The organism is Gluconobacter cerinus (assembly GCF_002723935.1).
Classification (GTDB): domain Bacteria; phylum Pseudomonadota; class Alphaproteobacteria; order Acetobacterales; family Acetobacteraceae; genus Gluconobacter; species Gluconobacter cerinus.
Genome location: NZ_BEWM01000003.1, coordinates 221,244 through 234,725, shown reverse-complemented (window position 1 = coordinate 234,725; position 13,482 = coordinate 221,244). Strand labels below are relative to the sequence as shown.

At 56.4% G+C, this 13,482-nt stretch carries 15 protein-coding genes, 1 tRNA gene and 1 pseudogene; 5 read left to right on the top strand and 12 right to left on the bottom strand.

Annotated elements, in window-relative coordinates; all coding sequences use genetic code 11:
* Positions 1-1,323 carry an aspartate kinase gene (locus tag GCE01_RS08255; protein ID WP_099212330.1) on the bottom strand — a complete coding sequence of 441 codons (1,323 nt, stop codon included), beginning with the start codon at positions 1,321-1,323 and terminating at the stop codon, positions 1-3.
* A 175-nt stretch (positions 1,324-1,498) separates the two neighbouring features.
* Between GCE01_RS08255 and ubiG the strand changes: the two genes are divergently transcribed.
* Positions 1,499-2,254, top strand: coding sequence for a bifunctional 2-polyprenyl-6-hydroxyphenol methylase/3-demethylubiquinol 3-O-methyltransferase UbiG (gene ubiG / locus GCE01_RS08250; RefSeq protein WP_099212327.1), 756 nt, complete (start codon positions 1,499-1,501; stop codon positions 2,252-2,254).
* Between the two features lie 41 nt (positions 2,255-2,295).
* Here ubiG and GCE01_RS08245 read toward each other — a convergent pair whose 3' ends face one another.
* The 8 genes and pseudogenes from GCE01_RS08245 to GCE01_RS08215 all read right to left on the bottom strand — a co-directional run bounded on the left by GCE01_RS08245 (position 2,296) and on the right by GCE01_RS08215 (position 6,773).
* Entirely contained in the window at positions 2,296-3,567 is a 1,272-nt protein-coding gene (locus GCE01_RS08245; protein ID WP_064273179.1) for a lactonase family protein, read from the bottom strand.
* 105 nt (positions 3,568-3,672) lie between these two features.
* The gene (locus tag GCE01_RS08240; protein WP_046901467.1) at positions 3,673-4,149 is read right to left on the bottom strand and encodes a DUF2147 domain-containing protein; all 477 of its coding nucleotides are present in this window, start codon (positions 4,147-4,149) and stop codon (positions 3,673-3,675) included.
* Positions 4,150-4,407, bottom strand: a complete 258-nt coding sequence (gene grxC / locus GCE01_RS08235; RefSeq protein ID WP_099212323.1) for a glutaredoxin 3 — start codon at positions 4,405-4,407, stop codon at positions 4,150-4,152.
* A gap of 7 nt (positions 4,408-4,414) precedes the next feature.
* Positions 4,415-4,891, bottom strand: coding sequence for a ComF family protein (locus tag GCE01_RS08230; protein WP_244591168.1), 477 nt, complete (start codon positions 4,889-4,891; stop codon positions 4,415-4,417).
* Between the two features lie 87 nt (positions 4,892-4,978).
* Positions 4,979-5,188: pseudogene (locus GCE01_RS17355) on the bottom strand (double zinc ribbon domain-containing protein); the annotation flags it as partial.
* 9 nt (positions 5,189-5,197) lie between these two features.
* On the bottom strand, positions 5,198-5,380 hold the full coding sequence (locus tag GCE01_RS08225; protein ID WP_080951491.1) for a DUF3553 domain-containing protein: 183 nt from the start codon (positions 5,378-5,380) through the stop codon (positions 5,198-5,200).
* Positions 5,381-5,592: 212 nt separating this feature from the next.
* Complete coding sequence (gene galU, locus GCE01_RS08220) at positions 5,593-6,471, bottom strand: UTP--glucose-1-phosphate uridylyltransferase GalU (RefSeq protein WP_099212317.1); 879 nt, start codon at positions 6,469-6,471, stop codon at positions 5,593-5,595.
* A 216-nt stretch (positions 6,472-6,687) separates the two neighbouring features.
* A tRNA-Leu gene (locus GCE01_RS08215) sits at positions 6,688-6,773 on the bottom strand.
* A 57-nt stretch (positions 6,774-6,830) separates the two neighbouring features.
* On the opposite strand from GCE01_RS08215, the gene lipB reads away from it, so the two are divergent.
* Positions 6,831-7,532 carry a lipoyl(octanoyl) transferase LipB gene (gene lipB / locus GCE01_RS08210; RefSeq protein WP_174694821.1) on the top strand — a complete coding sequence of 234 codons (702 nt, stop codon included), beginning with the start codon at positions 6,831-6,833 and terminating at the stop codon, positions 7,530-7,532.
* On the opposite strand, the gene GCE01_RS08205 is transcribed toward lipB, so the two are convergent.
* Together GCE01_RS08205 and GCE01_RS08200 are read right to left on the bottom strand one after the other, a co-directional pair.
* Positions 7,513-8,106 (bottom strand): LolA family protein, encoded by a 594-nt coding sequence (locus GCE01_RS08205; protein ID WP_099212311.1) that lies wholly within the window; start codon positions 8,104-8,106, stop codon positions 7,513-7,515. The genes lipB and GCE01_RS08205 overlap by 20 nt on opposite strands.
* Positions 8,103-8,393: a BolA family protein gene (locus tag GCE01_RS08200; protein WP_099212308.1), complete on the bottom strand. Its 291-nt coding sequence runs from the start codon at positions 8,391-8,393 to the stop codon at positions 8,103-8,105. The genes GCE01_RS08205 and GCE01_RS08200 overlap by 4 nt, the downstream gene beginning before the upstream one ends.
* A gap of 67 nt (positions 8,394-8,460) precedes the next feature.
* Here GCE01_RS08200 and GCE01_RS08195 point away from each other — a divergent pair, with 67 nt between their 5' ends.
* From GCE01_RS08195 to GCE01_RS08185, 3 genes are all read left to right on the top strand, one after another.
* The gene (locus GCE01_RS08195) at positions 8,461-9,075 is read left to right on the top strand and encodes a J domain-containing protein (RefSeq protein WP_099212307.1); all 615 of its coding nucleotides are present in this window, start codon (positions 8,461-8,463) and stop codon (positions 9,073-9,075) included.
* Between the two features lie 78 nt (positions 9,076-9,153).
* A complete protein-coding gene (cobS, locus tag GCE01_RS08190; RefSeq protein ID WP_099212303.1) occupies positions 9,154-10,170 on the top strand; it encodes a cobaltochelatase subunit CobS in 1,017 nt (338 codons plus the stop codon).
* Between the two features lie 6 nt (positions 10,171-10,176).
* Positions 10,177-12,051, top strand: a complete 1,875-nt coding sequence (locus GCE01_RS08185) for a cobaltochelatase CobT-related protein (RefSeq protein WP_099212300.1) — start codon at positions 10,177-10,179, stop codon at positions 12,049-12,051.
* Here the strand turns inward: GCE01_RS08185 and GCE01_RS08180 are convergent.
* Positions 12,020-13,432, bottom strand: coding sequence for a pyridoxal phosphate-dependent decarboxylase family protein (locus GCE01_RS08180; RefSeq protein WP_099212298.1), 1,413 nt, complete (start codon positions 13,430-13,432; stop codon positions 12,020-12,022). The genes GCE01_RS08185 and GCE01_RS08180 overlap by 32 nt on opposite strands.
* Positions 13,433-13,482: the final 50 nt, after the last annotated feature.

Below are 13,482 nucleotides of genomic sequence, written 5' to 3'. Positions count from 1 at the left end.
TCACGTAGAGGATTCCTCTTTCTTGTCCAGCCCGTACGCGGTGTGCAGTGCACGCATCGCAAGCTCTTTATATTCCGAATCAATCAGGACGGAGATCTTGATTTCACTGGTGGAAATCACCTGCACGTTGATCCCACGCTCCGCCAGCGTAGCGAACATGGTCGCAGCAAGCCCGGCATTCGAACGCATACCAACACCCACGACGCTGATCTTCACCACATTGTGGGATGTCTCAAGCTCGCCATACTGGATGATGCCATGGGCACTTTCCAGAACGGCACGGGCAGCAGCCTCATCGCTCTTGCCGACCGTGAAGGTCATGTTCGTCATGCGGTCAACGCCCGTGCTCTGCACGATCATGTCCACATTGATGTTTGCTTCAGCCAGAGGTCCGAAGATGGCCGCGGCAATGCCCGGACGGTCCGGAATACGCCGGACGGAGAGCTTTGCTTCATCATGCGAGCTGGCAATGCCCGCAACCAGTTCCTTCTCCACGATCTCGTCCTCATCCACCACAATCGACCCACTGTCATCGTCCGTCTCGGAGAATGACGACAGCACACGTACACGGACCCCTTCACGCATCGCCAGCCCGACACTGCGGGTCTGAAGTACCTTGGCGCCCACGGAAGCGAGTTCAAGCATCTCTTCATAAGTGATGCGATCCAGCTTCCGCGCACGCTTCACGATACGCGGGTCCGTCGTATAAATTCCATCAACATCCGTATAGATGTCGCATTGATCCGCATGGATCGCGGCGGCAATCGCTACAGCAGATGTGTCCGATCCGCCACGTCCAAGTGTGGCAATCCGGTTATCCGGACCAACTCCCTGGAAGCCGGCAATAACCGGCACAATCCCATTATCAAGGCATTTCAGCAGTTCCGTGCCGTCAACGCCATCAATGGATGCTTTCCCGTGCGCATCATCCGTCACAAGCGGGATCTGCCAGCCCTGAAAAGACCGTGCCGGAACGCCCAGTGCCTGTAGCGCAATAGCCACAAGACCGCTCGTAACCTGCTCACCCGACGCTACAACGGCGTCATATTCCTTCGGGTCCGCCAGCGGATCGAGTTCGGAACAGTATCCGACCATCTGATTGGTCACACCGGCCATGGCAGACACAACAACAGCCACCCGACGCCCAAGCGCATGCTCGGCCTTGACCCGCTGCGCAACGATCCGGATGCGTTCAATATTTCCGACGGATGTTCCGCCGAATTTCATGACGATCGTTTTCCGTTTCCCGCTATCCACAGACATGGAAAGAGTATCGGCACGACCCGAAATCTGGTCGTGAACGGGAGTATCGGACATGGACATCGCGGATAAGGCTCCAGTACGTGTCTGGCGTTGCGCGCTCGGGTCTGGCATCGGATACGGCACAAAACAGATTTGCCGGCCGGTCTTCTGAACAGACTCTGCCGGTCCACATACTCGTCTCGCCACGCCGCGTCCAGCCGACGGCATCATGCGGACACACAGAAGGACAGTTCTGATGGCCTCAGAAACCGTTTCCGGAAGCACCTCACATCGCTCTTCCGTTTCCGATTCCGAAATCGCCCATTTCAGTGCGCTGGCCAAGGACTGGTGGAATCCACGTGGCCCGATGGCCCCTTTGCACGCCATGAACCCCCTGCGGACGGACTGGGTCGCCTCCCGGACGACCTCTCTCAAGCCATCTGAAGGAAAAAGCCTTTCCCTGCTTGATATTGGCTGCGGCGCAGGCCTCGCCAGCGAAGCTTTTGCAAAGCTGAGGTTCGAGACACTCGGCCTTGATGCAAGCCCGGACGGGATCGAAGCCGCCCGCGCCCATCAGGCTACCTACCCACTACCACCGAGTGCCGCATCTCTGACTTATCGTAATGGCAGCGCGGAAGATCTGGTCGAGGAAGGCGCAGAATTCGACGTCGTGTCAGCTCTGGAAGTCATCGAACACGTCAACGATCCGCAGGATTTCCTGCACATGCTTGCAACCCTGACCCGCCCGGGTGGCATGGTTGCCGTCTCTACAATGAGCCGCACACCGCGTTCGTTCGCGATGGCAAAGCTAGGCGCGGAATACCTTCTGCGCATGCTGCCTGTGGGCACACATGACTGGAAGAAATTCATCAAGCCGGAAGAACTGGCAGCCATGGCCCGGAACGCCGGCCTGCGCATGACCGATATTGCCGGCATGAGCTACCTGCCCCCGCGCTGGCGCACGACCCGCGACACCGGCGTGAACTACATCGCAATGTTCACGAAGGGCTGAAATAAAAAAGGCGCTCCGAAGAGCGCCTTTTCCACTGAATGTCAGACCTGCGTGTTCATGAACGCAAACGTCGTCGGGCTACCGACAGGCGTAAAGTTCTCAGTAAACGCAAGCTGCCCGGTATTCTTGTCCACCTTGAAGGACGTCACCGCATCCGAGCGCTGGTTAGCGCAGAACAGGAACGTTCCAGACGGATCGAACATCATGGCGCGGCCATAATCGGCATGCATCCAAACTTCATCCTGCAAGGACAGCGTTCCGTCCGCGGCAATCGCGAATACCGCGAGTGAATCCCCCAAGCGGTTAGACGCGTATACGTACTTTCCACTGGCAGAAATCAGGATTTCCGCAGCCAGCGTTGACCCTCGGAAATGAGGTGTGACGGTGCTGACCGTCTGGATATTCGTGATTGTGCCCGTCAGAGGATCAAAGCTGGACACGACAATCTTCGAGTTCTGCTCACACAGATTGTACATAATGCGCCCCGAGTGATTGAACTCGAAGTGACGCGGCGCAGACCCCGGCTCCATATCGTAATATGGTGTTTTTGCCGAAATGAGCTTCCCAGTCGCCAGATTCAGCGTCCAGACATAAACTCGATCCAGACCCGCATCATCCGCGATCACGAAGCGACCGCTCGGATCGGAACGAATCATGTGTGGATGAGACCCGGAATGGTCAGAAACGGCAAAGTTACCTTGCGGATTATCCGTTGCGCGCTCTGGCTGACGCGGCCCCGTATTATGCACCACATCGGTTGCCTCACCCAGCGATCCATCGCTTCGGATCGGCAGGACTGCAACACAGCCACCCACATAATTCGCGACCAGAACATAACGACCTGAATGATGAACACTCAGATGCGCTGGCACAGCACCACCAGAGCTGACACTGTTTAGCTTGCGCAGGGAACCCGTCTTCTGATCAACGGCAAAAGCCGTGACAGATCCGTCTCCGGCCTTGTTGTAGTCGTCGATCTCACTCAGCGCATACAGAAAATGGTTATCTGCGGAGAGCGTGATAAACGAAGGACTGGCAATGTCCGTGTAGGTCGTGATTGGCGTCAGAACGCCTGAATCCCGATCCATCTCGAACACGGCAATGCCCTGCCCATTTCCAGCACCACCTGCAGGGGCATGCTTGGTGTACCCCCCGACAAAACATACTGTTTTGGAAACCAGCTTGGGCAACGGCGGAGGAACAGGGACAATTTTTGGTTCGTCAGCGGCATAAGACGTGCCTGCCACGCTGGCGCCAACCGCACCAGCAGCCAGCCCGAGCGCAAAATCGCGGCGGGAAACAGTGTGGGACATAGTGGTTCCACGGTCCTTTCAGTTCGGCAGAATCAGAGACCTGAGATTGGCCTGCATGTTCCTGGCAAACCATATCAGAGAGATATGACCTGCCATTGTAGTTTCTCAGTGAGGCTGCGGAGGCATCTTACACTGTGGCCCGAATGAGCCTCCGGTATATCGCGTCCAGGTCTCGGTCTGACCCAACAGAGGCATTCCAAGAACAAAGCCACGCAGCTTTAGAACATTTGGCTCGGAGAGCCAGATGTACGCCTGATAGATACGTCCGCTCCGAGGATCAAGGATGTGACCCCGCCATTTCTGGTCTTCTGCTGCGACAAAATCTGTCAAAATCCAAAGATGGCATTCTGCCCGGCCCCAAACGTCCTTGGGCATCTCCCCGTCATAGTCCATTCCGACGAGCTTGCCGCACAAGGCATTGCCGCAGTGCTCGATCGAGAAAACACCGTCTTTACCCGCGGATAGCCAAAGGCCCAGCTCTGACGGCGTAGTCGCTGCCTGAGAGACTGCCGGCGCCTCAGCGTACCCCATGAAGGGCGTCAGGCAGAGTAATGCACCTGCGAAAAGCCGTCCCCAGCGCATTCAGGCACCGCCAAGCAGAGAATCAAGCCGTCCGGCCCGATCCAAAGCCATAATGTCGTCACAGCCCCCCAGAGATTGCCCATTCACAAATACCTGAGGGACAGTCCTGCGCCCCGAACGGCTCATGGATTCTTCACGCTCTCGGGTTCCGTGTGGCGCGTTGATCTCCTTAAAGGCCACACCTTTTGATCTTAGAAGATCGACAGCGTGAACACAGTAAGGGCATCCCGGTTGGGTAAAGATTTCAATTTCTGACATAAAGTTCTTACTCCTCGGGATACGGAACGTCCTGTTCATCGCCTTTGCAGGTCCGCGCTGCAACAAGAATATCCACTGACAATGCCCCGGCCTTCAAAAGAGCACCAGTGCAAACAGAAGCCGTGGCACCGGTCGTGAGCACGTCGTCCACCAGAAGAACGGCCTGCCCTTCAATGCGTTTTTCCCGCCCGGCGCGGACAATAATTGTATCGGCAATTTCCATTTGACGCTCTTTGGCGGACAAACGGGCCAAAGGTCTGGTGGGCTGCCGACGCGTCAATCCGTCAGCAAGCAGCGTAATCCCCTTTCTTCGAGACAAACCCTGCGCCAATAGAGCGGCCTGATTGTATCGCCGCCGCCACAGTTTGGTTCGATGCATCGGCACGGGGATTAAAACGGTCGCCTGATCCAGCAAGGCAGAACCTGCCCGAGACAGTTCATGCACAAGAATATGTGCGTTCTCAGTCCGGTCAGCATATTTCATGGGCAGGATAAGGCGCCGGGACCAATCATCATATTCAAAGGCAGCACGGGCAGATCGCCAGGCCGGGGGGCACAGTTGACAGGATACACAGGTTTTCTGCGTCCCTCCAAAAGCTTCACCAGGCAGAGAAACGCCACATTTTTCACAGCATGGAAAAATAATTCTCTTTGCTTCAGCAAAGCAGTCAGAACAGAACGCACCGTTCGTCATGACGTCTGCTCCGCACACTCCGCACACTGGAGGCAGGAGAACGTCCAGAGCACTGCGACCAAGCTTCGAGAATAGAGAACGAGCCAAAGGCCTGAATCAGCCTTGAACCAGTTTCAGCTCCACACGGGACGCGTCAATCAGAACTTTTCCCTCGTTCTGAAAATTGACCGTAACACGCTCACCAATCGCCGATTGCACCTGTCCCCATCCCCATTCAGGAAAATCGGGATGCTGCACAATCTGACCCGGCTCTAGAAAAGACTGAAATGGCATGGACATGACGCTCTTCATGCCATGAGATTTGCATTATTGCCCAGCGTTTTTACAAAAACGAAACCGCGAAAAAAATTTGAAATGATCAGATGTAAATTCGTGTCGAGGCTTAAAATAGAAAAAGGGAGGGTGTTGCCGTAATTAAAACGACAACACCCTCCCTTACTTATTTAAACCAGCCCCAGCATCATCAGCAGATAATGCTGTTTCCCAAGATGTCAGACGACGTCGACATATTTCTTGAGGAAGGCTTTAACCGCATCGCCGAGGTCAGGGCGATCAATGGAGAAAGCAATCTGTGCTTCCAAGAAGCCAGCCTTGTCACCACAATCGAAACGCGTGCCTTCGTAACGCAGTCCGTGGAACGGAACATGCCCGATCATCTTGGCCATGGCGTCAGTAAGCTGCACTTCATTGCCAGCACCGCGTTCCAGCTTGGCGAGATGCTCCATCACATCAGCCGTCAGAACATAGCGACCGATAATGGACAGGTTTGAAGGAGCGTCCTCAGGATTCGGCTTTTCAACCAATCCTTTGACCTCAACGAGCTTGCCGTCATCGGCGCCCACGTCGAGGATACCATACCGATTTGTATGCTCACGCGGCACTTCCGTTACCGCGACAACATTTCCACCGGTCTGGTTGTAAGCATCCACAAGCTGAGCAACGCAGCTGCGGCCACTTTTCACGATGTCGTCCGGAAGCAGAATTGCGAATGGGTCGTTTCCGATAAAGGAACGAGCACACCAGATTGCATGACCAAGACCTAGCGGCTCTTGCTGACGCACAGCGACAAGAGATCCTGCCTGCACGCTGCTTGGCTGAAGTGCTTCAAGCGCACTTTTTTTGCCACGCTCCCTCAGCGTTGCCTCAAGCTCGTAAGCAATATCGAAATAATCGATCAGGCTGTCTTTGCCGCGCCCTGTGACAAGACAGAATTCTTCGATACCAGCTTCACGAGCTTCGTCGATAGCATACTGAATCAGAGGCTTGTCGACGACAGGAAGCATTTCCTTCGGCATAGCCTTGGTGGCCGGAAGGAAGCGCGTTCCCAGTCCTGCGACGGGAAGAACTGCTTTCTTTAAGGGCTTGATCACGAAACCTCACACATCAGCCAGAATATCATTTGATTACTGAGCACAAAGCTAGCAGCGTTCAAATGAAAACATAGTCAGGCATAACGGTGGACGAACAGTCTGGCAATAAAATGGCACAGAATAAAACACCACACTGGATGCCTTAACATCGGCATTCAGGGTGTTTTTTATAATTATGATTTTTTCGAGATTTTTTCCATCAGCTCCGAAGAGTGATGGTGCGGCCGAGAAGACTCGAACTTCCACGGGGTTGCCCCCACAAGCACCTCAAGCTTGCGCGTCTACCATTCCGCCACGGCCGCCCCGTGACAAACCGTCTTGTGTAGTGCAAGACCGTCCGGTGAGGGGCGATATAGCTGATGCCTGAAACGAGAGCAATGACCAGAAACGATATTTGTGAAGAAATTTTGTGGAAAAAATCCGACGGGCTAACACCCTACCCTGATGCTCTGGACTTCATGGCCACCCGCTCGCGCCAGATTCACGATGGAACAGCTGATCCCGTCGTCTGGCTCGTAGAGCACCCCCCTGTCTTTACGGCCGGAACGTCTGCTAAGCAGCAGGATCTTTATAACCCACATCACTACCCGACGTACGAAGCGGGCCGAGGCGGGCAGTGGACGTATCATGGCCCGGGACAGAGACTTGCTTATGTTCTTCTAAACCTCAGCCAGCCCAATGGTACAATACCTCCCAGGGATCTTCGTGCCTTTGTGAAAGGACTTGAAACCTGGATCATTGAAACTCTTAGCCGCCTAGGAGTAACGGCCTTTACGAGAGAAGGACGTATCGGCGTCTGGAGTTTTGATCCTCTCACCGGCGAGGAAGCCAAGATCGCAGCGCTTGGTATCCGGGTCAGCCGCTGGGTCAGCTGGCACGGCGTCTCGATCAATCTTGATCCGGCCCTGGATGACTTTGACGGCATCGTACCCTGCGGAATCCGGGAATTTGGCGTCACCAGCCTCAGGCGCTTCAACCCGGCTCTTTCCATGGAAGAACTGGATCGTGCGCTGGCCGCCTCCTGGCCAGCGCATTTCGGATCTATCCCCCGGGAGGAGTAAAGACGGTAGGGGTTACTGTTACCCCCTCCACTACATTCCCTAGAGATACGCTGAAATGATTCTGCCGGGCATCCACACCCTGCAGACCAATGAGCAGCAGTTTCCCAGCCGTATCGGAGAATTGGAGCGTCAACAGCCCTTGGGAAGGGTTGTCCGCCTCAGCAACCGAAACCTGAAGCGATCCCTGCCCGCGCCGCACGTCAGTCACCTGAATCCCACGGTCAAACCGAATCGGGTAATGAAGAAGGAGCCCCAAAGGGTTTCGCTTCAAGGACAGGTGGGTCACCGCCCCGCTATCCATGTCATCCAGAACCAGATGACCATCCCCGGCAACCAGTTCCATCGTATGCGGCGTCACGTAATCCAGTCGCAGATGAGCGGGCATATAGACGAATCGTCCGGCACTCACCCCATTATCTGGGCCAGTCTGATTGAACGACGCCTGCATCCCGGTCACGCCGTTCATGTAGGTTTCAATTCTGTGCACATCCGCCTGCTGGTCTGCAGGGAGATGTCCGTACCCACTTGTGGCGCAGCCAGACAGAAACAGAAGAGCCAGAAGGGCACGCTTCATGGAGTGGTTTCTCCGTGCAGAACAAGAGACAGGGCATGTAGTCCTGTTTCAAACTCCCCGGCGAGCAATCCGTTCACAAGACGGTGCCGGGCAATCCGGTTTAGTCCGTCAAATTTCGCGCTGGTGATCGCCACATTGAAATGCGTTTCTCCCGTACTCCCCAGAGCTTTTGCTCCTGCATGATGGGCATGCCGGGCACTGTCATCCTGAATTTCAAGGACGCTCGGAGCCAGTTCCCGGTGAAGAATTTCAGCAATTCGGTCCCGCCTGGTGAGGGGCTGCGTCATGGTCAATTAAATCCGACTTGGTTTGTCCGCTTGCATCAAACGGCTCACATTGCCCATATCAGACACCATGCAGCGTAAATCTACCAGACATCGGGCTTTTGACCCCGATCCAGAGGCACCAGACCAGACCTGCGATCATCCAGGCTGTGCGGAGCCTGCCGGCTACCGCGCTCCCCGCGGGCGCGATGCCCTGCGGTCCTACTTCTGGTTCTGCCTTCAACACGTTCGCGACTATAACGCGCGATGGGACTTCTATCGCGGCATGACACCCGCCCAGATCGAAGCCCAACTCAGAGCTGACACGTCCTGGCAGCGCCCTTCGTGGAAACTTGGGACGGGTGCGGCACAGAAAGCCGAATTCAACGCAGAAGATGTTCTGGACCCACTGGATATTCTCGGTGCCAGCCGCCGCGACCGAGCCCAGCGCGCCAAAGACAGTGCACGTCAGCGCGCCACAGCCGACGGCCCACCAGAACCGCTTCGACTGCCTCTCGCAACGTTGGACCTGACATGGCCCGTCTCGTTGGATGACGTCAAAAGCCGATATCGTGCCCTTGCCCGCCGCCATCACCCTGATGCGAATATTGGCGACAAGCAGGCTGAAGAGCGTTTCAAGGCCATCGGATCAGCGTACGCCGTGCTGAAAACGCATTTCAGTCGCGAGTCAGAGTTCGTTTCCTGATTTTCTCTCTGGAAGAATAGAGCCTAAAGGCCCATCTTTTCAGAACATTCCTGAATTCAATGAAAGTCCGCCAGTCTCATGAGTGATTTCGCGACGATCGACGCCCCGGAAACCGTCACCACCGCCGAAAGTTCTGCGGTCCCAACCAGTGTTCTTGGTGCGCCCGACCTCACGGTGTCTTCGCGTGAAGTCTTCGGCATCAAGACTGATCTTCAGATCCCAGCCTATTCAATCCGGACAGAGCACGTCCCCGACATCGATCCATCCTACAAGTTCGATGAAGACACGACGCGCGCCATTCTTGCGGGTTTTGCCTATAACCGCCGCGTGATGGTTCAGGGCTTCCATGGAACGGGAAAGTCCTCCCACATTGAGCAGATTGCTGCGCGCCTGAACTGGCCTTGCGTCCGTATCAACCTCGACAGCCATGTGTCCCGCATTGATCTCATCGGCAAGGACGCCATCGTGCTGCGCGACGGCAAGCAGGTAACGGAATTCCGTGAAGGTTTGCTGCCTTGGTGCCTGCAGCATCCCTGTGCGCTGATTTTCGATGAATATGACGCAGGCCGTCCGGACGTGATGTTCGTGATCCAGCGCGTTCTCGAAGCAGAGGGTCACCTTACCCTTCTGGACCAAAACCGCGTGATCCGTCCCAACCCGGCCTTCCGACTTTTTGCGACCGCAAATACCGTTGGCCTTGGTGACACGACAGGCCTGTATCACGGCACGCAGCAGATCAATCAGGGCCAGATGGATCGCTGGAACATCGTCGCGACCCTGAACTATCTGCCGCTTGAACAGGAAGTTGCAATTGTCACCTCCAAGCTGAAAATCGGCGCGGAAGACAAGGACAAGACCAAGATGGTCGAGCGTATGGTCGCTCTGGCCAATCTGACTCGCTCGGGCTTTATGGCCGGAGACATTTCCACAGTCATGTCCCCACGAACTGTCATTGCCTGGGCTGAGAACTTCAACATTTTCAACGATGTCGCATTCGCGTTCCGCCTCACGTTCCTGAACAAGTGTGACGAAGCCGAGCGCGGTATTGTTGCGGAATACTATCAGCGCTGTTTCAACACCTCCCCGGTGGAGTAAAAAACCTTGTCCGCGCCCAAGAACTCCCCTCCTGACGAAAACCGTCAGGAAGGTTTCCGCCGCGCCACAATCGCAACCCTTCGCGCCATGGGCGGCACGCCTGAACAGAGCGTGGATTTTCAGGGTGCGGTTGTTGGCAACAGGCTGCCCGCTCCGCCGGCACCTGATGCCGTGCAACTGCCCTACCTGTCCCGCAGTATGCATGACCGCGAAATTCAGAAAATTCGCGGAGCAGCCGATGCTGCGGCGCTGAAGCTGCGCTACCACAAGAGTGGCCTGAACGCACAGTTTCCAGAGCAGCAAGCTCAGGAGGCGTTTAACGTCCTCGAACAGGCGCGCTGTGAAGTTTACGGCTCCCGCCATATGGCCGGCGTTCGTGCCAATCTTGACCAGCGTGTCATCCAGCAGTGTGCCGAGGCGGGCTGTAACCGCATGGCCACCAAGGACGAAATGCCTGCCTCCATGGCTTTGAGCCTGCTAGCTCGGGAGGCCATGTCGGGGGAGCATACCCCTTCGCAGGCCGGCCCGGCGCTGGAAGCCTGGCGCGCGTCCCTCTCTCCGGCTGCCAAAAACGCACTGGCGGAAATGGCCGTCACGCAATCTGACCAAAAAGCCTTCGCACGCGCGATCACACATCTGCTCGGTGCCTGCCAGCTCACAGAACTCCCCGAGGAAATCGAACAGCAGGCCCCTTCAGACGATTTATCTGAAGACGAACAACCTTCCGAAGATGAAGCCGCCGTCCCGCAGGAAGATCACCAGACACCTGCAGGGGATGACCCTGATGAGGAAGATGGTTATCAGCCAGAAAGCGGTGAAAGCGGAATAACAGGCGAAACAGAGACGTCTTCCGACGCGCTTGATTCCCCTGAAACAGGTTCGGAAGAAGCTGCGGGGCCGTCTGACCAGTCAGGTGAAGGCACGGCCATCGGCGGCGGCTCAACCTATAAAGCTTACACCACAAGGTTCGATGAAGAAGTCGGGGCTGCTGACCTCTGTGACCCGGACGAACTGGACCGGCTACGCCAACAGCTCGACCAGCAGCTTGTTCAACTTCAGGGCCTGATTTCCCGTCTTGCGCATCGTCTGCAACGGCGGCTCATGGCTCAGCAACAACGCCGCTGGGAGTTCGAGCAGGAAGAGGGCATCATCGATGCCGGGCGCCTCTCCCGCGTCGTCACAAACCCAACCATGCCGCTCTCGTACAAGTATGAGTGCGAAATGGAGTTTCGCGACACGGTCGTCACACTCCTGATCGACAATTCAGGCTCAATGCGTGGCCGCCCAATTGGAACGGCCGCCATCTGCGGCGACATTCTCGCCCGCACGTTGGAGCGCTGCGGCGTGAAAGTCGAAGTTCTGGGCTTCACGACGCGCCAATGGAAAGGTGGTCAGAGCCGGGAGCAATGGGTCAAAAATGGGCGCCCACCCGAGCCGGGACGCCTGAATGACCTGCGTCACATCATCTACAAAGATGCAGATACGCCCTGGCGCCGGGCCCGGAAAAACCTTGGCCTCATGCTGCGTGATGGTCTCCTCAAAGAGAACATTGACGGCGAATCGCTGCTCTGGGCCTGGAAGCGCCTGAAACGGCGTCCGGAACACCGCCATATTCTCATGGTGATTTCAGATGGTGCGCCTGTGGATGACAGTACGTTCTCCGCCAATCCGCACAACTATCTTGAAAACCATCTGCGTGAGGTCATCAAGCGGATCGAAAGCGATCGGAACACGGAGCTTCTGGCCATCGGCATCGGCCATGACGTCACGCGTTACTATCGACACAGCGTAACCATCAGTTCCGCCGAAGACCTCGGCGGCACCATGATGGCTCAATTGAGTGAACTGTTTACCCCCGCCGGTCAGCGGCGAGTGCGATAACGGCATCCAGCATACGGTCGGTATCGACGGTGGTGGTGCGGTGATTAACGATCGCCGCCCTCACCGCCAACCGACCGTTGATCCGCGTTGTGGATGGGGCCGCTACACCGCTTTCATGCAAATCCTGCACCAGCTCGGAAACACCCTGATCTGACAGGCCCTCTATTCCAAAGCACACAATATTCAGCGTTACTGGCGCGAGCAGAACGAGCCCGGGCGTAGCCTGCACGCAGCGCGCAAGATGCTGTGCAACGTCACAACATTCTTCCACCATCTGCCCCATACGCTGTGAGCCATAATGGCCCAGCGTCATCCAGACTTTGAGCGCCCGGAACCCGCGGGAAAGATCTGGCCCGAAATCACAGAACCAGGGCGCGCCACTCGCAAGCCCTCTGGCTTCGCGCGTCAGATAGTCGAGCGACTGAGCAAACGCGGCCGCATGAAGTTCACGATTCCTCACCAGAACACAGCCCGCATCGTAGGGAACTTGTGCCCATTTATGAAAATCAAATGCCAGACTGTCAGCCTTTTCAATGCCGGAAAGCTGCGCCTTGAAACGTGACGACAAACAGGCCAGCGCCCCGAAGGCTGCATCCACATGAAACCAGAGGCCGTTCTCCCGTGCGATAGCCTCGATCCCCTGAAGATCATCAATAGCGCCGCAATCCACCGTTCCGGCCGTTCCGGCTACCATGAAGGGCACCAGCCCGCTCTGGCGGTCTTCGGTGATCATCTGGCGCAGGGCCGCAAGATCCATCCTATGATCACCCGTCACCGGAACACGGCGCAAAGCCTCGCTTCCGAAACCAGCAAGATCATAGGCACGAGGCAGACACCCGTGGGCTGTTGTCGCGGCATATCCGACCATTCTGCTCTGCCCAACGCCATGCCGTCGCAACAACGGATCACGCGCCCGACTGGCCGTAATAATGCTGATGAAGTTGGCCATGGATGAGCCCGTCACCAAACAGCCCGACCCATCTTCCGGCATCCCCACCATGGAGAGAGCCCAGCGAATAACTTCACGCTCGACTTCATTTGCGGCATGGCTGCGGCCACCACAATTGGCGTTCATACCGCCCGCCAGCATTTCTGCCAGCATCCCGACGGGTGTTCCGGCGCCATGCACCCAGCCCATGAAACCCGGATGAGTATTTCCATTGCCATAGGGAACAACGAGCTCAGTGAAACGCTCATGCAGCTCTTCCAGAGAGGTCCCTTCGGCAGGAAAGCCTGTTCTCAGCTCATCCCTGGCTGCCTGCGGCATAGGGCGCCAGACCGGGCCTTCCCCGACATGTTCCATACGATCAAACAGAGCATCCAGCATCTGATGTCCCATGGCACGAATGCCGCTCCAGTCTTCAGGGTCCAGTCCCGCCATGAAGAGATCCTTTTCGCTGCCACGTTTCCCTAGCCGCGATACAGGCCTCC